Below are 20,468 nucleotides of genomic sequence, written 5' to 3'. Positions count from 1 at the left end.
ACGAATACGAGACCACGACCGTTCGCGACGACAGCTTCGGGCAAGCTACGAACGACGGGTCGTCGCGTGACCAGCCCGAACCCGCGATTGCTGCCTCGTCCAGGACTGGATAGTCTGCCTTCGGGTTGTACCCGTCCGGCGGGTGCGGCTCAGATCAGGGAGGCAGACAATGGCCAGGCAAAAGGCATCAAGACCCGCAACGAAGACCGCGGTGAAGAAGCGGAGTGGCACCAAGGCGGCGGCGCGATCCTCGGCGCGCAAGGCGGTCAAGGCGAAGGCGCGCACCGTCTCTCCGAAGAAGCCCGTACGTCCGAAGCAGCGCATCGCGATCAGCCATCACCGCGAGGAAGACTTCAAGGCCGATGGCCTGCGCGCCTACGCGAAGTACCGCGACCTCGGTATCGCCGAAGCAAGCCACGGCCTCGCGCAAGCACACGTGATCCGGCTGCAGGGCCCCTGCAATCCCGCAGAAGTCTCAAAACTTCACTTCCACGACGTCGAATTCCAGATGGTCTATGTCCTCAAGGGCTGGGTGAAGACCTACATGGAGGGCGAGGGCGAGACGCTGATGAAGCAAGGCAGCGCCTGGACCCAGCCGCCGAAGATCAAGCACATGATCCTCGACTACTCCGACGACGTCGAATTGCTGGAAGTGATTTTACCGGCGGAGTTCAAGACGGTGGAGTTGAAGGCGTAACTCTTTGTCATTCCGGGCTCGCCGCTTCGCGGCGCCCCGGAATGACGAGAGTCCGTTTGTAGCCCGGATGGAGCGAAGCGTAATCCGGGGCCACTACCTGCAACGGGCATGCTTTCCCGGATTGCGCGGAGCTCCATCCGGGCTACGAGTTCGGTGCTAACTCAACACCCCCACGATCGCCCCCATCAAGCACGTCGTCAGCGTGCCCGACACGATCGACTTCAGCCCGAGCGCGTTGATCTCCGCGCGTCGCTCCGGCGCCATTACACCTAAGCCGCCGATCATGATGCCGAGGCTGGCGAAATTGGCGAAGCCGCACATCGCATAGAGCATGATCAGGCGCGAGCGCGGATCGAGCGCCTCCGGCGACAGTTTTGACAGATCGACATAGGCGATCAATTCGTTGAGTACCGTCTTGGTCCCCATCAGGCTGCCCGCCGTGACCGCCTGATCCCAGGGCAGTCCCATCAGCCAGCACACCGGCGCCATCACCAGCCCAAGCAGGCGCTGCAATGAGATCGCAGCGCCACCAATGTTCGGCAGCAGGCCGAGGATGGCATTGACGAGATAGACCAGCGCCACCAGCACCAGCAGCATGGCGACGATGTTGATCAGCAGCTCGATCCCCGCGCTCGTCCCCTTCACGATCGCATCCATCGTGCCGGACACCTCCATCTCGGGATCCTCCAGCGCGCCGCCGGTGCGCTTGTCGCTGGTTTCGGGCACCATGATCAGGCTGACGAGGATCGCGGCCGGCGCACCCAGCACGGAGGCGATGACGAAATGCGCGGCCGCATCTGGAATGAGCGGCGCCAACAGCGTCGCGTAGAGCACCAGCACCGTGCCGGCGATGCCGGCCATGCCGCCGGTCATCACCAGAAACAATTCGCTGCGTGTCATCTGCGCAAGATACGGCCGCACGAACAGCGGCGCCTCGACCATGCCGAGAAAGATGTTGGCGGCGGTCGACAGCCCGACCGCGCCGCCGACGCCCAAGGTGCGTTCGAGCACCCAGGCCATGCCGCGCACGATCGGCGGCAGCACCCGCCAATAGAACAGCAGCGTCGTCAGCACGCTCATCACCAGCACGATCGGCAGCGCCTGGAACGCCAGGATGAAGTCGGCGCCCGGCGCCTTCAGGTCGAAGGGCAGGGGACCGCCGCCGATATAGCCGAACACGAAGGAGGAGCCGGCACGCGAGGCCGCCGAGATCGCACCGACCGCCTCGTTGATGGCGCCGAAGGCGTGCGCGACGACGGGCAGCTTGATCAGGACGATCGCGGTGACAAAGGTCACGACGAGGCCGATCGCCGCCTGGCGCGCCGAGACCGCGCGGCGATTCTCTGCCAGCGCGTAGGCGATCAGCAGCAATGCGAAAACGCCGAGTGCAGATTGCAGCCGCAGCATGATGTCCCCAAACCCTCAATGATTATGGCCGCGCGTGCGTTGCAAACGCAATGCCGGAAGAGCCGGGAAGCGCCCCGCTGTTGACAAGCAGGTCCGCGTCAGCCACGCGGGGCAGGTCGACATCAGGGGCCGGGTAGTCCGAGCGTGACCGAAGAGGCAATGCCAGCGCAGCCGATATCAGCGAATCAGCCGGTCAGCGCCCGCGCGCTCCTCGCCCACCGCGCCTTCCTGTTTTTCCTGCTCTCGCGCAGCCTGTCGCGCTTTTCCAGCCAGATCGCGGCGGTCGCGATCGGCTGGCAGATCTACGATCTCACCGGCTCGGCCTTCGACCTCGGCATGGTCGGCCTCGTGCAGTTCCTGCCCACCGCGCTTCTCGTGTTCGTCGCCGGCCATGCCGCCGACCGCTACGAGCGCAAGCGCGTGGTCCAGCTCTGCCAGCTCGTGAATGCCGCAACCGCGCTCTATCTCGCCGTCACCACTTATCTGGGCGCGGTCGGCGAGGTTCAGATCTTCGTCGCGACCTTCGTGCTCGGCATTGCCGGCGCCTTCGAGAGCCCGACCACGGCGGCGCTGCTGCCGCTGATCGCGCCGCAGGGATCGCTCCAGCGCGCGACGGCGGTCTCGAGCGGCGCGGCACAGGTCGCGACCATCACGGGGCCGGCGCTCGGCGGCTTCGCCTATGCGATCGCGCCGCATCTCGCTTATGCCGTGATGGTGCTGTTCTGGATTCTCGGGATGATCCTGACCGGCTTCATCCGGCCGCGCCCGCAGGCCGTCGCCAGGGACATGGCGGACGCCGACAATATCTATGCCGGCGTCCGCTTCATCCGCAGCAACCCGGCGATCCTCGGCACCATCTCGCTCGATCTGTTCGCGGTGCTGTTCGGCGGCGTCACCGCGCTGTTGCCGATCTACGCCCGCGACATCCTCCAGACCGGCCCAATGGGGCTCGGCGTGCTGCGTGCCGCGCCGGCGGTCGGCGCGCTGCTGATGACCATGGTGTTGGCGCGGCACGCCATCTCGCGGCATGTCGGCCTGCGCATGTTCCAGGCCGTGATCGTGTTCGGAATTGCCACGGTCGTGTTCGCGCTGTCGTCCTGGATGTGGCTGTCGGTGCTTGCGCTCGCCATCCTCGGCGCGGCCGACACGATCAGCGTCGTGATCCGCTTCTCGCTGGTGCAGCTCTCAACGCCCGACGAGATGCGCGGCCGCGTCGGTGCGGTGAATTTCCTCTTCATCAACGCCTCGAACCAGCTCGGCCAGTTCGAAAGCGGGGTCGCGGCTGCACTGCTCGGCGCAATGCCGGCCGCCGTGCTCGGCGGCGTCTGCACCGTCGCGGTGGCGCTGCTCTGGATGAAGCTGTTTCCGAGCCTGCGGCAGGTGGAGAGCTTGGAGTAGGGGCCTTCTTCGCCTCTCCCCGCGTGCGGGGAGAGGCCGACACGCGCCGAGCGATGCGGAGCGTCGTCCGCAGCGTGGCGGGTGAGAGGGACTCTCCGCGAGTCCAAATGCAACCGCTTATGCCGAGATGGCCCCTCACCCCAACCCTCTCTCCACCGTCATTGCGAGGAGCTCTTGCGACGAAGCAATCCAGAATCATGCCGCAGAGACAATCTGGATTGCTTCGCTGCGCTCGCAATGTCGATTGTTGAAGCAGCGCGGGACCTTAGCTCACGTCACCCCCCGCGGCTGACCGCCTGCTGGCGCTCCTTGACGCCTACTGTGCATGGGGTTGTTTGTCAGTTTTTTTAGTTTAGCCCCGTCCGACGAACGGCATCTTGCTCGCCATCACCGTCATGAACAGCACGTTGGCGTCGAGCGGCAGGCCGGCCATGTAGGCCACGGCATCACCGACCGCCTTCGCGTCCATGCGCGGCTCGTGCTTCATGGTGCCGTCGGGCTGCATCACGCCGGGCCCGGCGACCATGCGGTCGGTCATCGGGGTCGCGGCATTGCCGATGTCGACCTGGCCGACCGCGATGTCGTACATGCGGCCGTCGAGGTTGGAGGCCTTGGTCAGGCCCGTGATGGCGTGCTTGGTCGAGGTGTAGGCCGCGGAGAACGGCCGCGGCGCATGCGCCGAGATCGAGCCGTTGTTGATGATGCGGCCGCCGCGCGGGGTCTGGTCCTTCATGATGCGAAAGGCGTGCTGGGTGCACAGGAACGGGCCGGTGAGGTTGGTGTTCACCACCGCCTGCCACTGGTCGAGGCTCAAATCCTCGAAATTCACCGGCGGGGCGCCCATGCCGGCATTGTTGAAGAGCACGTCGAGCCGGCCGTAGGTCGCCTTCACCTTGTCGAACAGCGCGGCAATGGAGTCCGGTTTGGTCATGTCGGCGGTGACACAAAGGCTCTTGCCGGCGGGACCGAGCTTCGCGGTCTCCTCGAGCATGTCGAGCCGGCGCCCGACCAGCACCACGGTGAAGCCGGTGTTCATCAGCGCCAGCGAGGCCGCGCGCCCGACACCAGTGCCGGCGCCCGTCACCACTGCGATCTTCTTTGCTTCACTCATCGTTTCCTGCCTTTTCTCTTAAGTTGTCAGGTTTTGGGTTCTTTTTCGTTCTTGTAGGGCGGCCGCGGGATGTTCTGGTGTGCCGCGCGCAGCGCCGCCGACCAGCGCGAGCGCAGATCGTGGAAATAGGGCTCGCCCGCCTCGATGCGGTGGTTGAGGTCGGCATCGTACGCGTCCGCCCGCACCACCAGCACGTCGATCGGCAGGCCGACGCCGAGATTCGAGCGCATGGTCGAATCCATCGAGATCAGGCCGGTCTTCAGCGCCTCGTAGAGCTCGACGTCGTAATGCATGGCGCGGTCGAGCACCGGCTTGCCGTATTTGTGCTCGCCGATCTGCAAATAGGGCGTGTCGGTGGTGCATTCGATGAAATTGCCTGCCGTGTAGACCATGAACAGGCGCATCCGCGCGCCCTTGATCTGGCCGCCGAACAGGAAGGAGACGTCGAACGAGACGTCCTCGGATTTCAGCGCCGGGCCTTCGGTCGCGTGCACCGCCCGGATCGCCCGCCCGATGCGCTGCGCGGCCTGGAACATGGTCGGCGCGTTCATCAGCGTCTCGATGTCGCCCGTGGTGGGGTCTTCCAGGCCTTCGGTCAGCGTGGACAGCACCGACTGGCTGATGGCGAGGTTGCCGGCGCTGGCGATCGCCATGATGCGGTCGCCGGGCTTGGAGAAGATGTGGAGCTTGCGGAAGGTCGAGACGTTGTCGAGGCCGGCATTGGTGCGGGTGTCGGCGATCATCACCAGACCGTCCCGAACCAGGATTCCGCAACAATAGGTCATTTCCCATCCCCGAACGCGAGCGTTTGCGCGGAATTACTAGCCAATTTCAGGGGCCGCTCCAACCCCAATTCCCAGGGTGAGGCCGTCATTCCGGGGCGTCGACGAGAAACGCCTCGTCGACGGGGACGCCGAGCGCTGTGACCAGGCGGTTGGTCTCCGCGGCCATGCCGACGATGGCGAGCATCTCGCGATATTCGGCCTCGGTCATGCCCTTGGCCCGTGCGCTGGCGGTGTGCGAATGGATGCAGTAGCTGCAGCCATGCGCCACCGAAACCGCGACATAGAGCATTTCCTTGATCTTGGGATCGAGCGCCCCCGGAGCCATCACCTCCTTGATGCTCTCCCAGGTCCGCCGCAGCGTCTTCGGATCATGCGCCAGCGCGCGCCAGAAATTGTTGACGAAATCCGACTGCCGCACCTTGCGGATATCGTCGAAAACGGCGCGCGCCTCGCTGGAGAGTTCATCGTCCGAAAGCAGCTTTACGGTCGCCATGGGGTACCTCGCGGGGTCAGGTCTGATCCCGCGAGTGTAGCACGGCTCGAGCACTCAGCCGGCATGTCCGGCCGAACGACGCAAGGCCAGCTTGCCGACGTCGACATATTGCCGCTGCTGCGCATGGGCGTGCTGCGCCCCGACGTGAAGGTCGCGCAGACGCCGCTGCAGCGGCGAGCTGTCATAGACCGCGCTGCTGCCGGCCAGCGCAAAGCAGGCATCCGCGATGCCGACGCAGGTCGTGGCGAGCCAGACCGCGGATCTCGCGCCCTCGATCATGAGGTCTTCGTCTCTCAGCGTGCCGGCCAGCGCGTGACGCCAGTGGCTGGCGACCTGGGCCTCTTGAAATGCCTGCGCGGCCGCGAGGTTGGCTGAAATCCGGCCGACCTCGAACTGGAAGATCTCGGACTCCCGCATCGGGGTGGCCGCATATAATTGCTGCCTCCCGGTGTGAGCCAGTGCGAGCAGGTCATCGACGGTGCCCTCGGCCATGCCCACCGAGAATGTGCCGTGAAGCAATGGCAGCCATTGCCGTAACGCCTCATAGAGCGGGCCCGACATGCGAGGGGGAGCTTCGAGATCGAAGACATGGGTCTCGGGAACAAGCCGCTCCCGCAGCGTGATGTGATGGCTGCCCGTGCCCTTAAGCCCGGCCGCGTGCCAGGTATCCTCGATGTCCCAGTCACGCGCCGGCATCACAACGATGCGAACCAGCGGCTTGCCATGCGGACCAGGGATTGGTCTCCCGTTGTCGGTAACGATGCAGAAGCCGCCCATCCATTCGGCGTGGGTACAGCTGCTGGCGAAGGGYCAGCGGCCCTTGACGCGATAGCCGTCGCCTACACGCTCAGCCGTTCCACCCGGCTGGGACGAGCCGCAGATCGCCACATCAGGCCCGTCCTGATAAATTTGCTGGTACAATTCAGGGCGTGCAGCGGCGGCAAAAAGGCTGCCGACCCCGCCGACGATCGAGATCCAGCCGATCGAGCCGTCGAGACGGGTCAGCGCCTTGATCACCTCCAGCCCGGCCGGAAGATCGAGCTCCAGCCCGCCATGGCTCCGGGGGACGAACATCCGAAACAGTCCGATCGATCTCAATCGTTCCACCAGGTCGGGCGGGACGCGGCGCGCAGCTTCCATCTCGGCGGCGCGCGCCGTTATCTCGGGAGCCAGCTCCTGGATGCCCAGAAGCATGTCCTTGTGGGGATCGCGCAGGGGCACGGAACGTTTTTTGGTGTTTTCGTGAAGCTGCATCTGTCTCAACCTCTGTTGCGGAACGGACCGCAACAGAAGTTGAACAGACGGCGCTACGGCGCGGTTACAGCGCGGCGCTTGTCGATTACGGCTGTAATTTCGCTGGGCTAGCTCTGCCGCTGTGACTGCGATTGCCCGCCGCGGCCGGCCTGCTCGACCTTGACAGTCACCGTCAGCGTCTCCGCGCCGCCGCCATAGCGGGTGCCGCGCACGGGGGCTGCGCCGAGATAATCGAGCCCGATGGCGACGCGGACATGGGCGTCGGTGGTGCAGATGCAATTGGCGGGATCGAAGCCGACCCAGCCGAGACCATCGACAAAAGCCTCCGCCCAGGCGTGGCCGGCATCCTGATGCACCGTGCCGTCGGAGCGCAAAAAGTGACCGGAGACGAAGCGCGCCGGAACCCCGCCGCTGCGGGCGCAGGCGATGAAGATGTGCGCGTAGTCCTGGCAGACGCCGCGCTTGAGCGTGAACGCCTCTGCCGCCGAGGTGCCGCTGTTGGTCGGGTCCTCGTCGAACGTCATGTGCTCGCTGATCTGCGTCATCAGCGTGTGCAGGAAGCCGAGCGTGTCGCTCTCGGCCTCGCTGCGCAACTGGCGCGCCACCGCCGCCATCGCCGGATTGACCTCGGTCAGTTCGGTCGTGCGCAGGAACATGCCGGCCGGAAAGCGCTCGTCGGCACCGCGCAGCACGCCACCGGTGTCGTGGGTCTCGATCAGACCCTCGGCGGTGATCTTGATGTCGCCGACGGGTCCGCAGGACAACACATGGGTGACGTTGCCGAACGCGTCCTCATGGGTGTCGAGCTTGGTGTCGGTCGAGACGTCGATCTGCCATTCCGCCACATATTGCCCGTCATGGCTGCACGGCGTCATGCGCAGGATCTGGATCACGCTCGTGGCCTGCGGCTCGTAGCGATAGGTCGTGGTGTGCTGGATTCGCAGGCGCATGGTGGACCGTTGTTCTGGCGTCATTCCGGGGCGGCACGAAGAGCCAGACCCGGAATCTCGAGATTCCGGGTCTGGTCCTTCGGACCATCCCGGAATGACGGCGTGTATCAGATCAAATACTGCTTCGTGATGATTTCGCCCAGCCTGGAATTGTCGGAGATGAATTCCTGAATGAATTCATGCACGCCATGCTGGAAAATGTCGTTCATGTTGGAGTGTTCGAGCCGGTTGCGGATGCCGCGGGCGTGGCGCTGGGCCGGGCCCTGGCGGCCATAGGCGACGCCGATCTGGTCGAGATTGCGCACGAGATTGCCATAGCAGCTCGCCAGCGATCGCGGCAGCGTGTCGTTGAGGATGAGCAGATCCGCGATCAGCCAGGGTTTCAGCGTCTCGCGATAGACCCAGTGATAGGCCGTCAGCGCCGAGACCGAACGCAGGATCGAGCTCCATTGGTAGAAGTCGAGKGGCCCGCCGACATGTTCCTCTTCGGGCAGCAGCACGTGATACTTCACGTCGAGAATGCGTGCGGTGTTGTCGGCGCGCTCGAGATGCACACCCATCCGCGAGAACCAGTAGGCGTCGTTGCGCAGCATGGTGCGGTAGGCCGAACCGTCGAAGCGCAGCGAGGTTTCCTGGACGAAGCGCAGGAACTTTGCCAATTCCTCGCGTGTGGAGGTCCCCTTGCTCCAGACCTCCTGCAATTCGATCCAGGACGAGTTGATGGTGTCCCACATCTCGCTCGTGAGCGCGGTGCGCACCGAACGCGAGTTCAACCGCGCCGCCTCGATGCAGTTCTTGATCGAGGACGGATTGTTCGGCGAGAAGGAGAGGAATTCGACGACGTTGTGTTCGTTGGCTTCCTCATATTGGCGGTAGAAGCTTGCGGCGACGCCGGCGGTGAGCAACGCCGAGTCCCATTCATTGGTCTTGCCGATATAGGCGGCCGGCAGCGCGGTGACGCGCAGCGTCGCATCGATGGTGCGCGCAAGATATTCGGCCCGTTCGACGTAGCGGGCGAGCCAGTAGAGGTTTTCGGCGGTACGCGACAGCATCTCTCTACTCGTCCAGTATCCAGGTGTCTTTGGTGCCGCCGCCCTGGCTCGAATTCACCACCAGGGAGCCTTCCTTCAGCGCGACGCGTGTCAGCCCGCCGGGCACGATGGTGGTGCTCTTGCTGCCGGTGAGCACGAAGGGCCGCAGGTCGACGTGGCGCGGCGCGAGGCCGGACGCCGTGCAGGTCGGGCAGGTCGAGAGCGCCAGCGTCGGCTGGGCGATAAAGCCTTCCGGCTCGCGTTTGAGCTTTTCGCGGAAGGCCTCGATGGTTGCCTTGGTCGCGGCGGGGCCGATCAGCATGCCGTAGCCGCCGGAGCCGTGCACCTCCTTCACGACGAGGTCGCCGAGATTGTCGAGCACATAAGCGAGGTCCTTCGGCTCGCGGCAGCGCCATGTCGGCACGTTCTTCAGGATCGGCTCCTCGCCGAGATAGAATTTCACGATGTCCGGCATGTAGGAGTAGATCGCCTTGTCGTCGGCGATGCCGGTGCCGACGGCATTGGCCAGCGTGATGTTGCCGGCCGCGTAGGCCGACATCAGCCCGGGCACGCCGAGCACGGAATCGGGGCGGAAGGTGAGGGGGTCGATGAAATCGTCGTCGACGCGGCGATAGATCACGTCGACCCGTTTCAGCCCCTCGGTCGTCCGCATGAACACTTCGTTGTTCTTGATGATGAGGTCACGCCCCTCCACGAGCTCGATGCCGAGCTTATCGGCGAGGAAGGAGTGCTCGTAATAGGCCGAGTTGTAGACGCCGGGCGTGAGCAGGGCGACGGTCGGCTCGCCCGAGGCGCCCTGGGGCGCGACCGAGCGAAGAGCGGAGAGCAACTCGTCCGGATAGCGTTCCACCGGCGCCACCCTGTGGCGGGCGAACAGGTCCGGAAACAGCCGCATCATGATCTCGCGGTTTTCCAGCATGTAGGACACGCCGGACGGCGTACGCGCATTGTCCTCCAGCACGATGAAGTCTTCGGCGTCGACCCGGACGATGTCGATGCCGGCGATGTGCACGTAGACGTCGTGCGGCACCTGCTGGCCGTTCATCTCGGGCCGGAACACCGGGTTCTGGAAGATCAGGTCGTCGGGCACCACCTCGGCGCGCAGGATGTCGCGGCCGTGATAGATGTCGCGCAGGAACATGTTCAGCGCACGCACGCGCTGCTTGAGGCCCTTCTCCAGCAGCGCCCACTCCTTGCCGGACATGATCCGCGGGATCACGTCGAAGGGGATCAGGCGCTCGGTCGACTCGGAATCGCCATAGACCGCAAAGGTGATGCCAATCCGGCGGAACAGGAGCTCGGCCTCCTGGCGGCGATATTCGAGCGCCTCGGGAGGTGTCTCCTTGAGCCAGCGCGCCAGCTCCTGATAGGCGGGGCGAAGGTCCCCACCTGGAATATTCATTTCATCAAACGCGACTGCCATAGATCCCGACTGTTCCCCCAGGCGTTGCAGCCAATGGTCAGGTCGCCAGGCCTCGGTGAAGACCGCAACGTCCTGTGGCCATGCGGCAAGAGTGCATGACTTTCCTAGGTGGTAGCAAGGGCCGGGCCAGCGCGATAAGCATGGACTTGCGACATTTGCCGGGGATGGCCGGGGGCTTGCCTGAAAAAATGGCTGAGGACTGCTTATTTCGGCAGCAAAACCGCGTGACTTCAACGCGTTACCCCGGCAAATTCGGCGCGACAGGTTAAGGGACTTAAGGCATGAGCGAGATCGTCACGGCGGGCATTCTGGTCATCGGGGATGAAATCCTGTCCGGCCGGACCAAGGACAAGAATATCGGCTTCATCGCCGAGTACCTGACCAATATCGGCATCGATCTCAAGGAAGTCCGGGTCGTCTCCGACGACGAGGACGACATCATCGCCGCCTTGAATGCACTGCGGCATCGCTACACCTACGTCTTCACCACCGGCGGCATCGGGCCGACCCATGACGACATCACCGCCGACAGCGTCGCCAAGGCGTTCAGCGTCGGCATCGACCATCACCCGGAGGTGGTCGCCCGTTTCCGCGAGCGCTGGAGCGAGCAGGACCTCAACGAGGCCCGCCTGCGCATGGCCCGCATCCCCGACGGCGCCGAACTGATCCAGAGCGCGACGATTCTCGCCCCCGGCTTCAAGATCGGCAATGTCATCGTGATGGCGGGCGTGCCGTCGATCATGCAGGCGATGATGGACATCGTCTCGCCCAAGCTGAAATCCGGCGTGCGCATGCTGTCCGAATCGGTCCGCGCCAACGCGCGGGAGGGCGACATCGGCAGCCCGCTGCGGGCGATTGCCGCCGAGCACCCCGACACCATCATCGGCAGCTATCCCTTCATGGACGAAGACTCGAAGCCGAACACCAATCTGGTGGTGCGCTCGCGCGACGCGGACAAGCTGGCGGCGGCGATGGCGGCGGTGAAGGAAATGCTGGCGGGATTGAACATCACCCGGTAGCTGCCGGCAGACGAAGCAGGAGACGACGATGGCTGGTGAAGCACCGGAACTGAATGCGCAGGAGAAGGCCGGCAAGGCCTTTCCGGTCTCGTGGGACCAGTTCCACCGGGACTGCCGGGCGCTGACCTGGCGGCTCAACGAGGTCGGCCCGTTCCACGCGGTGATCGCGATCACGCGTGGCGGCCTGGTGCCGGCCGCGATCGTGGCGCGCGAGCTCGGGGTGCGCATCATCGATACCGTCTGCATCGCCAGCTACGACCATAACAAGCAGGGCGAGCTCCAGGTCCTCAAGGGCATTTCGGACGCGGCGATGAAGCTCGGCGGCGGCACCGGCAAGGGGCTCCTGATCGTCGATGATCTCGTCGACACCGGCAAGACCGGCAAGCTGGTGCGCGAAATGCTGCCGGACGCTCATTTCGCCACCGTCTACGCCAAGCCGAAGGGGCGTCCGCTGGTCGACACCTTCATCACCGAAGTCTCGCAGGACACCTGGATCTTCTTCCCCTGGGACACCGCGCTGTCCTACCACCCGCCGCTCCGCGACGGCGCGGCGTGATCTTCTTCGCCTCTCCCCGCGTGCGGGGAGAGGCCGGATTGCATCGCAGATGCAATCCCGGTGAGGGGGAGCTTCCGCGAGTCGCGCTCCCACCATATCTGTGGATGCAGCCCCTCACCCCGACCCTCTCCCCGTAAGAACGGGGAGAGGGAGAAGATTGGCGCCATGCCCCTGCAGAACCGCGTCACGCCCACCGGCGACATCATCGCCACGCCGCATCGTGGCCTGTTCACCGGCAATCGCGGCATCATCCATGATCCCGCGACCAAGACGCTGCTCAAAAAGCGATGGTCGTCGCCGGCATGGCTCACCTGCACGTGCGAATTCCGTGGCCGCCGCCGCGAGGTGATGGCGACGCATAGCTGGACCGAGCTGTTCTTCCTCGACGAGGCCACCGCGCTCGCCGCCGGCCATCGCCCCTGCTTCTACTGCCGCCGTGACGATGCCAATCGCTTCCGGGCTGCGTGGGAGAAAGGCAATCGGCTGCATACTGTCCGCATGCACGACATCGACACGGTGCTGCACCACGAGCGGCTCGATCAGGGCAGGAAGCGGCTCCACGCGCTGCTGGTGCCGCTCGACCAGCTTCCCGACGGCGCAATGGTGCAGCAGGGCGAGGAGAGTTTTCTGGTGACGCAGGGCAGGGCGCTGCTGTGGTCGCCGGCGGGCTATGTGGGAGCGCGTGAACTCAAAGATGCGCAATTGCTGACGCCCCCTTCGACGCTGCGCGCAATGAATGCCGGCTATGAGATCACACTGCATCCCAGCGCACATCGCGCTCCCTCCCCCCTTGCGGGGGAGGAAACATAGCGCGGCGTGTGGCTATTTCAGCGGACGTCCTTGTTCGTCCACGGTCGTCCGCGCATCGCGCAGGGCCCATTCGCGGATGACCTGGCGGCAGCGGGTCAGCTCGGCCTCGCTCGCGGCATTCGCATCCTTCTCCGCGCGCTCGACCATCGCCTTGCAATTCAGCAGCACGGAGCGATCCTCCGCACGCGCGGGGAGCGCGATCACCGCAAGCGCTGCGACAACAAAGACCGGCCGGATCACCGCCACTATCCCAGCTTCTCGCGCGCCAGCGCGGCGCCGACGCCGAGCGCCATCAGCTTGGCTTCGGCGATCTCCCGCCGCATCGGCGCCATCCCGCAATTGGTGGTGGCGATGATGTTGCTCTTGGGCACAAATTTGGACACGGCGTCGATCACCTGCACGACGTCCTCGGCGGTTTCCACCGTGTCGCTGGCGACATCGATCACGCCGGCCTGCACGATCTTGTTCTTGAGCAGCGCGAGCAGGTCGAGCGGCACCTTCGAATTGCGGCACTCGATCGCGACCTGCTGGATCGGGCTGGCGTCGATCGCCGGAAAAATCTGCTCGTACTGCCGCCATTGCGCGCCGAGCGTTTCCTTCCAGTCGGTGTTGGCCTTGATGCCGTAGCCGTAGCAGATGTGCACGGCGGTGGCGCAGGTGAGGCCTTGCGCGGCGCGCTCAAGCGCCTTGATGCCCCAGTCGTTGACTTCGTCCATGTAGACGTTGAAGGCCGGCTCGTCGAACTGCACGAGATCGACGCCGTCGGCCTGGAGCGCCTTGGCCTCTTCGTTCAGAAGCTCGGCAAAGGCGAAGGCCATCTTGACGCGGTCGCCATAGTAGCGATCGGCGATGGTGTCGATGATGGTCATCGGGCCGGGCAGGGTGAACTTCAGCTTCTTCCTGGTGTGCGTGCGCGCGACGCGCGCCTCGTCGGCATGGACGCGTCCCCTAAGCCGGAGCGGAGCGACCACCTGCGGCACCATCGCCTTATAGCGGTCCTTGCGGATGCCCATCTCGACCTTGTGGGCGAAATCGATGCCCTCGACCTTCTCCAGGAAGCCATGAACGAAATGCTGCCGGGCCTGCTCGCCCTCGGTGACGATGTCGATCCCGGCATCCTCCTGGACCTTCACCGCGAGCATGGTCGCGTCACGCTTGGCGCGAGCAAGCTCGTCGCCTTGCGACTTCCAGGGCGCCCAGAGCATGTTGGGTTCGGCGAGCCATTCCGGCTTCGGCAGGGAGCCGGCGATCGTGGTTGGAAACAGCATGGTGGCCCTCCCGGCGGGTTGTGATTGCGCCCCTTCCTGCCATGTCTTAACGTCGAGGTACAGAACAACAAAAGTCGCCATCGGGCAGGAACGAAATGATCGACCTCCACTACGCGCCGACGCCGAACGGCTGGAAAATCTCGATCATGCTGGAGGAACTGGGGCTCCCTTATCGGGTCATCCCCGTCGACATCCGCGCCGGCGAGCAGTTTCGTCCTGAATTCCTTCAGGTCAGTCCGAACAACCGCATTCCCGCGATCGTCGACCACGCGCCCGCCGACGGCGGCGAACCGTTCTCGGCGTTCGAGACCGGCGCGATCCTGGTCTATCTCGCGGAGAAGACCGGCCGCTTCCTGCCAGCGGACTTGCGCGGCCGCTCCACCACCATCCAGTGGGTGATGTGGCAGATGGCGGGGCTCGGGCCGATGCTCGGCCAGCACGGCCATTTCGCGCTCTATGCGGCCGAGAAGATCCCTTACGCGATTTCCCGCTATCGCGACGAGGCCGCGCGGCTCTATGGCGTGCTCGACCGGCAGTTGGCCAAGACCGGCGCCCATGTCGCCGGCGACTATTCCATCGCCGACATCGCCTGCTTCCCCTGGACCATGACCCACAAGGCGCAGGGCTTTACGTTAGAGGACTATCCGAACGTGAAGCGCTGGTACGCCGAGGTGCGTGCACGGCCGCAGGTGCAGGCGGGGCTCGCGATCGGCAAGTTTGTCAAGGAGCCGTTCGACGAGGAATCACGCAAGATCATGTTCGGCCAACGTGCCAAGGAAGTGTTGGGAAGGAAGTGACGGCCACGCCGTCATTCCGGGGCGCGACGAAGTCGCGAGCCCGGAATCCATCGAGCTGCAGCCGAATGCTGTGAAATGGATTCCGGGCTCGCGCCCAAGAGGGCGCGCCCCGGAATGACGAGAGACAAAAGGAAACGCCATGATCGAGTTCTTCTTCGACTGTTCCAGTCCCTGGACCTATCTCGCCTTCCACAACATCCAGCCGCTGGCAAAGGAGCTCGGCGCTGAGATCGCCTGGCGGCCGATCCTGGTCGGCGGCATCTTCAATACGGTCAATCCGAGCGTCTACGCGCAGCGTGAGACACCGGTGCCGTTGAAGGCGCGCTACATGAAGAAGGATCTTGGGGATTGGGCGCGCTCGGCAGGCCTTGCGATCAAGATGCCGCCGACGGTGTTTCCCGTGAACAGCGTCAAGGCGATGCGCGGCTGCACCTGGCTCGGCAGGGAGATGGTGCCGTTCGCGACCGCGGTGTTCGAAGCCTATTGGGGCGATGACAGGGACATCTCGCAGGATGCGGTGCTCGCCGAGATCTGCAGGAAGGTCGGCGTCGACGAGCAGAAATTCCTCGCCGGCATATCGGAGCAGGGGATCAAGGACCAGCTCAAGGCCAACACGGAAGAGGTCGTGGCGCGCGGCGGCTTCGGCTCGCCCACGATCTTCGTCGACAAGACCGACATGTACTTCGGCAACGACCGGCTGCCGCTGATCCGCGAGGCGCTCGAGCGCCGCAAGGCGAGCGCGGCCTGATGGTGCGCGCTGTCGTCTGCCGCGCGCTCGGCCCGCCCGAGACGTTGCGGCTGGAGGAGTTTCCGTCGCGGCCCCTGAGGCCGGACGAGGTGCGCATCGCGATCCGCGCCGCCGGACTGAATTTTCCGGATGTGCTGATGGCGGCCGGCGAGTATCAGCTCAAGCCTGAGCTGCCGTTCACGCCCGGTATGGAAGCGGCGGGGGACGTCACCGAGGTGGGCGCGGAGGCGAGGGGCGTTGCCGTCGGTGACAAGGTCATCGTCAAGATGCGCCACGGCGCTTTCACCGATGAAGCCGTGGTGACGCCGTCGCAGCTTACGCCGATGCCGTCGACCTTCGACTATGCGGAAGCCGCGACCTATCTCGCCGGCCACGGCACCGCGTATCACGCACTGATCGATCGCGGCAAAGTCGAGCCGGGCGAGGTGCTGCTGGTGCACGGCGCCGGTGGCGGCGTGGGCCTTGCCGCCGTCGAGATCGGCAAGATGCTGGGCGCGATCGTGATCGCGACCGCCTCCAGCGATGAGAAGCTCGCCATCGCGAAATCGCGCGGCGCCGATCATCTCGTGCGTTACGACCGCGAGCCGTTTCGCGACGCCGTCAAGCGTATCACCGACGGTCGCGGCGCCGACGTCGTGTTCGATCCCGTCGGCGGCGAGGTGTTCGAGAACTCGATGCGCTGCATCGCCTGGGGCGCGCGGCTGCTGGTGATCGGCTTCACCGGGGGGATCGGCTCGGCGAAGACCAATCTCCTGCTGATCAAGGGCGCCAGTGTGCTCGGCGTGCGCGCGGGCGAAGCCGTGCGAAAAAATCCGGCGCTCGGCGAGGTGCGCCTGAAGGCGCTGCTCGCATGGGCGGAGGAGGGTAAGCTGCGCCCCAACGTCTCGCACCGCCTGCCGCTGGAGGACTTTGCCAAGGCGATGCGGCTGCTGCTCGACCGCAAGGCGATCGGGCGCGTGGCGCTGGTGATGGAGTGACGGTCTTGTAGGGTGGGTTAGCCGAAGGCGTAACCCACCACTTCTGTGACCGCGGATGCGAAAGAGGTGGGTTACGCTTTGCTAACCCACCCTACGAAGCGCGACGATCCCTCACTTATACTCCCGCTCGCTCCACCACGGGAAATAGTCCGGCATGTCGCTCGACACCTTGTTCTTGAACTGCGCCGGGCGCTTTTCCAGGAACGACACCACGCCTTCCTTGACGTCGTCGGAGCGGCCGCGGGCGTAGATGCCGCGGCTGTCGACCTTGTGGGCTTCCATCGGATCGTCGGCGCCCATCATGCGCCACATCATCTGGCGGATCAGCGCGACCGACACCGGTGCGGTCTTGGTGGCGAACTCCTTGGCAAGCGCGCGGGCGGTTGGCAGCAGATCATCGGGCGGCACGACCTTGCTGACCAGACGCCCCGCAAGCGCCTCCTGCGCCGGGAAGACGCGGCCCGAATAGCACCATTCCAGCGCCTGCGAGATGCCGACGATGCGCGGCAGGAACCAGCTCGAGGCGGCTTCCGGCACGATGCCGCGCTGGGAGAACACGAAGCCGAAGCGTGCGGCGTCCGAGGCAATGCGGATGTCCATCGCGAGTTGCATGGTGACGCCGATGCCGACCGCGGGTCCGTTCACCGCGGCGATCACCGGCTTCAAGCACTTGAAGATGCGTAGCGTCACCTGGCCGCCGCCGTCGCGGACCTGCGGATCGCTGTAATCGACCTTGCCGTCGGCGAACCGCTTCACGGGCCCGCGCCGCGCGTCGCGATCGAAGGTGTCGGCGCCGGAGGAGAGGTCGGCGCCCGCGCAAAAGCCGCGGCCGGCGCCGGTGACGATGATGGCGCGGACGTTGTCGTCCTTGTCGGCGGCGTCGAACGCGTCGATCAGCTCTCCTTGCATCTGCGCGTTGAAGGCGTTGAGCCTGTCGGGCCGGTTCAGCGTGATGGTGAGGATCTGCTCGGCGACCTCATACGTGATCGTTTCATACGCCATGGTGGTTTCCTTCCCTGTCATTTCTTGAATCAATTCTGTCATTGCCGGGCTTGACCCGGCAATCCATCTTTTTTGAAGAGGATGGATGCGCGGGTCGAGCCCGCGCATGACGAGTTGCGCTGAGGCGCTAGCGCGCCGGCGGGCTGGGCCAGGGCCGCTGCGGGCCGCGCAGGCCTTCGAACGCCTTGGCCATGCCGAGCACGCCGATATCGTCGAAGCGGCGGCCGACGATCTGCACGCCGATGGGAAAACCCTTGGCGTCGAAGCCGCCGTTGATCGAGATCGCCGGGTTCTCCGACATATTCCACGGCACGGTATAGGCGATGTGCTCGAACGGCTTCATCGGATCGTTGGTCGGCGAGGCAAACTCCGCCGGATAGTTCACGTTCGGCGCGGTCGGCGAGATGACGTAGTCGAGCTCGCAGAACAGCTTTGCCGCGGCAGTGCGGATCGCCATGGTCTGGTTGAAGCCGCGGATGACGTCGACGCCGGACAGCTTTGCGCCGGACTCGCCCCATTTGAAGATATAGGGCAGCACCTTTGCCTGTTCGGTCGGCGTCAGCTTCGACAGATCGTCCCACATCCGCGCGCGCCAGAAATTGTCGAGGCCGTCGAGCATCTCGCGCGTCAGGATGCCGTCGACTTCGGTGATGACGGCGCCGGCGGACTCGAACGTTTTCGCGGCCTTCACCGCGACCTCGCGCACCGGCTTCTCCAGCTTCTCGCCGACGCCGGGATCGAGCATCAACCCGATGCGCAATTTGCGCGGCGATTTTTCCAGTCCCTTCCAATTGAGCGGCTCGGCGGGCAGGCTCATGCCGTCGCGGCGGTCGGGCTTGGCGATCACGCTCATCATCAGCGCGCAATCGTCGACCGTGCGGGTCATGGGGCCGGCGACGCGGCCGACATAGACCGGATCGATCGGCACGCGGCCAAAACTCGGCTTCAGCCCGACGAGCCCGCACCAGCCCGCGGGCAGGCGCACGGAGCCGCCGATATCGGTGCCGAGATGCAACGGGCCATAGCCGGCGGCCGCTGCGGCACCTGCGCCGGCGCTGGAGCCGCCGGGATTCTTGGAGAGGTCCCAGGGATTTCGCGCGAGCGCGTGGAAGCTGGACAGCCCCGAGGACAGCATGCCGTAATCGGGCATGGTGGTTTTTGCGAAGACGATCGCGCCGGCCTCGCGCAGCCGCGCGGCGGGCGGCGCATCCTTCTCGGCCGGCACGAGCTTGACGCTGGCCGCCCCCAGCGGCACCGGCACGCCCTTGGTCGCGATGTTGTCCTTCACCGTCACCGGCACGCCGTCGAGCGGGCCGGACGGCTCGCCGCCGGACCAGCGCGCGGTCGAGGCCTTCGCGGCCTCGCGCGCGCCGTCGGGATCGAACGCATAGAGCGCCTTGAGGTGCGGCTCCCACGCGGCGACGTGCTCGAGCACGTCGTCCAGCACCTCGCTCGGCGAGAACTGTTTTGCGCGATAACCCGCGATCAGATCGACCGCGGAGAGATCGTGCAGCGAGGTGACCGCCTCTGGGACGCTCTTTTTATGCATGGGCACCTACCGGCATGCGTGTCTCGATGATCCGGGCGAACATGCTGGCGCCGATCGGCAGGATCTTGTCGTCGAGCACAAAACCGGGATTGTGCACCGGCACCGAGCCGTCATGGCCGACCCAGAAATAGGCGCCGGGAATGGTTTGCAGCATGTCGGCAAAGTCCTCGCTGCCCATCTTCGGCTGGGCGCGGGTGATCACGTTGGCGGGGTTGACGATCGTGCGCGCGACCTCCTCGACCACCTTGGACTGCTCGACCTGGTTGACCAGCACGCCGAACGTGTCGCGGATGTCGGCTTCGATCTCGCACTGATAGGCGCTCGCGATGCCGGCGCAGATGGTGCGGATGCGTTCGCTGATCAGGGCTCGGACTTCATTCGAGAAGGTGCGGATGGTGCCGCACAGATGCGCTTCACCGGGGATGACGTTGTAGGCGGAACCGGCATGGATCTGCGTGATCGAGATGACGGCGGCCTGCAGCGGCTCGACGTTGCGGCTGACGATGGTCTGGATCGCCTGCGCCAGCGTGGTCGCGATGATCACCGCATCCTTGGAGCGCTCGGGCATCGCGCCATGCGCGCCGTAGCCGGTGATGCGGAGGTCGAAGAAGTCGGCGCTGGCCATCGCGGGGCCGGGCAGGATCGCGATCTCGCCGTGGTTGAGATCGGGCGCGTTGTGCAGGCCGTAGAGCTCGTCGCAGGGAAACTTCTCGAACAGGCCGTCCTTGATCATCGCGCGGGCGCCGCCAAGGCCTTCCTCGGCCGGCTGGAAGATCAGATGCACGGTGCCGTCGAAGTTCTTGGTTTCGGCGAGGTAGCGCGCGGTGCCGAGCAGCATGGTGGTGTGGCCGTCATGGCCGCAGCCATGGAAGCGGCCGGGGATCTTCGAGCTCCATTTCAGATTGGTGTTCTCTTCCATCGGCAGCGCGTCCATGTCGGCGCGCAGGCCAATGCGCTTGCCGCTCGAACCCTTGCCCTTGATGACGCCGATCACGCCGGTGCCGCCGAGACCGCGATGCACCTCGATGCCCCAGCTCTTCAGCTTGTCGGCGACGATGCCGGAGGTGCGCACTTCCTCGAAGCCGATCTCGGGATGGGCGTGAAGGTCGCGGCGAATGGCGGTGAGTTCGTCGGCATAGCCGTCGATGCGCTCGATCGTGGGCATGTGTTCC

General features: G+C 65.1%; 21 protein-coding genes. 8 read left to right on the top strand and 13 right to left on the bottom strand.

Annotated elements, in window-relative coordinates:
- Nucleotides 1-169: 169 nt before the first annotated feature.
- Nucleotides 170-697 carry a cupin domain-containing protein gene (locus ACXJMY_RS05470; protein WP_456618286.1) on the top strand — a complete coding sequence of 176 codons (528 nt, stop codon included), beginning with the start codon at nucleotides 170-172 and terminating at the stop codon, nucleotides 695-697.
- Between the two features lie 156 nt (nucleotides 698-853).
- Here the strand turns inward: ACXJMY_RS05470 and ACXJMY_RS05465 are convergent, their stop codons facing one another.
- Nucleotides 854-2,104, bottom strand: coding sequence for a NupC/NupG family nucleoside CNT transporter (locus tag ACXJMY_RS05465; RefSeq protein ID WP_456618285.1), 1,251 nt, complete (start codon nucleotides 2,102-2,104; stop codon nucleotides 854-856).
- A gap of 159 nt (nucleotides 2,105-2,263) precedes the next feature.
- On the opposite strand from ACXJMY_RS05465, the gene ACXJMY_RS05460 reads away from it, so the two are divergent.
- Nucleotides 2,264-3,502 (top strand): MFS transporter, encoded by a 1,239-nt coding sequence (locus ACXJMY_RS05460; protein ID WP_456618284.1) that lies wholly within the window; start codon nucleotides 2,264-2,266, stop codon nucleotides 3,500-3,502.
- A gap of 352 nt (nucleotides 3,503-3,854) precedes the next feature.
- Here ACXJMY_RS05460 and ACXJMY_RS05455 read toward each other — a convergent pair whose 3' ends face one another.
- The 7 genes from ACXJMY_RS05455 to ACXJMY_RS05425 all read right to left on the bottom strand — a co-directional run bounded on the left by ACXJMY_RS05455 (nucleotide 3,855) and on the right by ACXJMY_RS05425 (nucleotide 10,570).
- On the bottom strand, nucleotides 3,855-4,613 hold the full coding sequence (locus ACXJMY_RS05455) for an SDR family oxidoreductase (protein ID WP_456618283.1): 759 nt from the start codon (nucleotides 4,611-4,613) through the stop codon (nucleotides 3,855-3,857).
- A gap of 26 nt (nucleotides 4,614-4,639) precedes the next feature.
- Nucleotides 4,640-5,398 (bottom strand): peptidase, encoded by a 759-nt coding sequence (locus ACXJMY_RS05450; protein ID WP_456618282.1) that lies wholly within the window; start codon nucleotides 5,396-5,398, stop codon nucleotides 4,640-4,642.
- 85 nt (nucleotides 5,399-5,483) lie between these two features.
- Entirely contained in the window at nucleotides 5,484-5,891 is a 408-nt protein-coding gene (locus ACXJMY_RS05445; RefSeq protein ID WP_456618281.1) for a carboxymuconolactone decarboxylase family protein, read from the bottom strand.
- A gap of 54 nt (nucleotides 5,892-5,945) precedes the next feature.
- The gene (locus ACXJMY_RS05440) at nucleotides 5,946-7,145 is read right to left on the bottom strand and encodes an acyl-CoA dehydrogenase family protein (protein WP_456618280.1); all 1,200 of its coding nucleotides are present in this window, start codon (nucleotides 7,143-7,145) and stop codon (nucleotides 5,946-5,948) included.
- A 107-nt stretch (nucleotides 7,146-7,252) separates the two neighbouring features.
- On the bottom strand, nucleotides 7,253-8,095 hold the full coding sequence (locus tag ACXJMY_RS05435; RefSeq protein WP_456618279.1) for a transglutaminase family protein: 843 nt from the start codon (nucleotides 8,093-8,095) through the stop codon (nucleotides 7,253-7,255).
- A gap of 107 nt (nucleotides 8,096-8,202) precedes the next feature.
- Nucleotides 8,203-9,147 (bottom strand): alpha-E domain-containing protein, encoded by a 945-nt coding sequence (locus ACXJMY_RS05430; protein WP_456618278.1) that lies wholly within the window; start codon nucleotides 9,145-9,147, stop codon nucleotides 8,203-8,205.
- 4 nt (nucleotides 9,148-9,151) lie between these two features.
- A complete protein-coding gene (locus ACXJMY_RS05425) occupies nucleotides 9,152-10,570 on the bottom strand; it encodes a circularly permuted type 2 ATP-grasp protein (RefSeq protein ID WP_456618277.1) in 1,419 nt (472 codons plus the stop codon).
- Nucleotides 10,571-10,851: 281 nt separating this feature from the next.
- On the opposite strand from ACXJMY_RS05425, the gene ACXJMY_RS05420 reads away from it, so the two are divergent.
- The 3 genes from ACXJMY_RS05420 to ACXJMY_RS05410 all read left to right on the top strand — a co-directional run bounded on the left by ACXJMY_RS05420 (nucleotide 10,852) and on the right by ACXJMY_RS05410 (nucleotide 12,955).
- A complete protein-coding gene (locus ACXJMY_RS05420; protein WP_456618276.1) occupies nucleotides 10,852-11,589 on the top strand; it encodes a competence/damage-inducible protein A in 738 nt (245 codons plus the stop codon).
- A 28-nt stretch (nucleotides 11,590-11,617) separates the two neighbouring features.
- A complete protein-coding gene (gpt, locus tag ACXJMY_RS05415; protein ID WP_456618275.1) occupies nucleotides 11,618-12,145 on the top strand; it encodes a xanthine phosphoribosyltransferase in 528 nt (175 codons plus the stop codon).
- A 165-nt stretch (nucleotides 12,146-12,310) separates the two neighbouring features.
- Nucleotides 12,311-12,955, top strand: coding sequence for a hypothetical protein (locus ACXJMY_RS05410; RefSeq protein ID WP_456618274.1), 645 nt, complete (start codon nucleotides 12,311-12,313; stop codon nucleotides 12,953-12,955).
- Nucleotides 12,956-12,967: 12 nt separating this feature from the next.
- On the opposite strand, the gene ACXJMY_RS05405 is transcribed toward ACXJMY_RS05410, so the two are convergent.
- Both ACXJMY_RS05405 and ACXJMY_RS05400 read right to left on the bottom strand, forming a co-directional pair.
- Nucleotides 12,968-13,195: a hypothetical protein gene (locus tag ACXJMY_RS05405; RefSeq protein ID WP_456618273.1), complete on the bottom strand. Its 228-nt coding sequence runs from the start codon at nucleotides 13,193-13,195 to the stop codon at nucleotides 12,968-12,970.
- A 5-nt stretch (nucleotides 13,196-13,200) separates the two neighbouring features.
- Nucleotides 13,201-14,223, bottom strand: coding sequence for a methionine synthase (locus ACXJMY_RS05400; protein ID WP_456618272.1), 1,023 nt, complete (start codon nucleotides 14,221-14,223; stop codon nucleotides 13,201-13,203).
- A 95-nt stretch (nucleotides 14,224-14,318) separates the two neighbouring features.
- Here ACXJMY_RS05400 and ACXJMY_RS05395 point away from each other — a divergent pair, with 95 nt between their 5' ends.
- The 3 genes from ACXJMY_RS05395 (at nucleotide 14,319) to ACXJMY_RS05385 (ending at nucleotide 16,745) form a co-directional block, all read left to right on the top strand.
- The gene (locus ACXJMY_RS05395; RefSeq protein WP_456618271.1) at nucleotides 14,319-15,020 is read left to right on the top strand and encodes a glutathione S-transferase N-terminal domain-containing protein; all 702 of its coding nucleotides are present in this window, start codon (nucleotides 14,319-14,321) and stop codon (nucleotides 15,018-15,020) included.
- A gap of 139 nt (nucleotides 15,021-15,159) precedes the next feature.
- Nucleotides 15,160-15,768, top strand: coding sequence for a DsbA family protein (locus ACXJMY_RS05390; protein WP_456618270.1), 609 nt, complete (start codon nucleotides 15,160-15,162; stop codon nucleotides 15,766-15,768).
- Complete coding sequence (locus ACXJMY_RS05385; protein ID WP_456618269.1) at nucleotides 15,768-16,745, top strand: NADPH:quinone oxidoreductase family protein; 978 nt, start codon at nucleotides 15,768-15,770, stop codon at nucleotides 16,743-16,745. The genes ACXJMY_RS05390 and ACXJMY_RS05385 overlap by 1 nt, the downstream gene beginning before the upstream one ends.
- Nucleotides 16,746-16,856: 111 nt before the next feature.
- On the opposite strand, the gene ACXJMY_RS05380 is transcribed toward ACXJMY_RS05385, so the two are convergent.
- The 3 genes from ACXJMY_RS05380 to ACXJMY_RS05370 form a co-directional block, all read right to left on the bottom strand.
- Entirely contained in the window at nucleotides 16,857-17,747 is an 891-nt protein-coding gene (locus ACXJMY_RS05380; RefSeq protein ID WP_456618268.1) for a crotonase/enoyl-CoA hydratase family protein, read from the bottom strand.
- A gap of 127 nt (nucleotides 17,748-17,874) precedes the next feature.
- Entirely contained in the window at nucleotides 17,875-19,296 is a 1,422-nt protein-coding gene (locus ACXJMY_RS05375) for an amidase (protein ID WP_456618267.1), read from the bottom strand.
- Nucleotides 19,289-20,461: a M20 aminoacylase family protein gene (locus tag ACXJMY_RS05370; RefSeq protein ID WP_456618266.1), complete on the bottom strand. Its 1,173-nt coding sequence runs from the start codon at nucleotides 20,459-20,461 to the stop codon at nucleotides 19,289-19,291. Before ACXJMY_RS05370 ends, ACXJMY_RS05375 begins: the two co-directional genes overlap by 8 nt.
- Between the last annotated feature and the right edge of the window lie 7 nt (nucleotides 20,462-20,468).

This window comes from Bradyrhizobium sp. P5_C12, assembly GCF_054049735.1.
The sequence above is the reverse complement of the archived record's forward strand: the minus strand, read 5'-3'. Positions and strand labels throughout refer to the sequence as shown.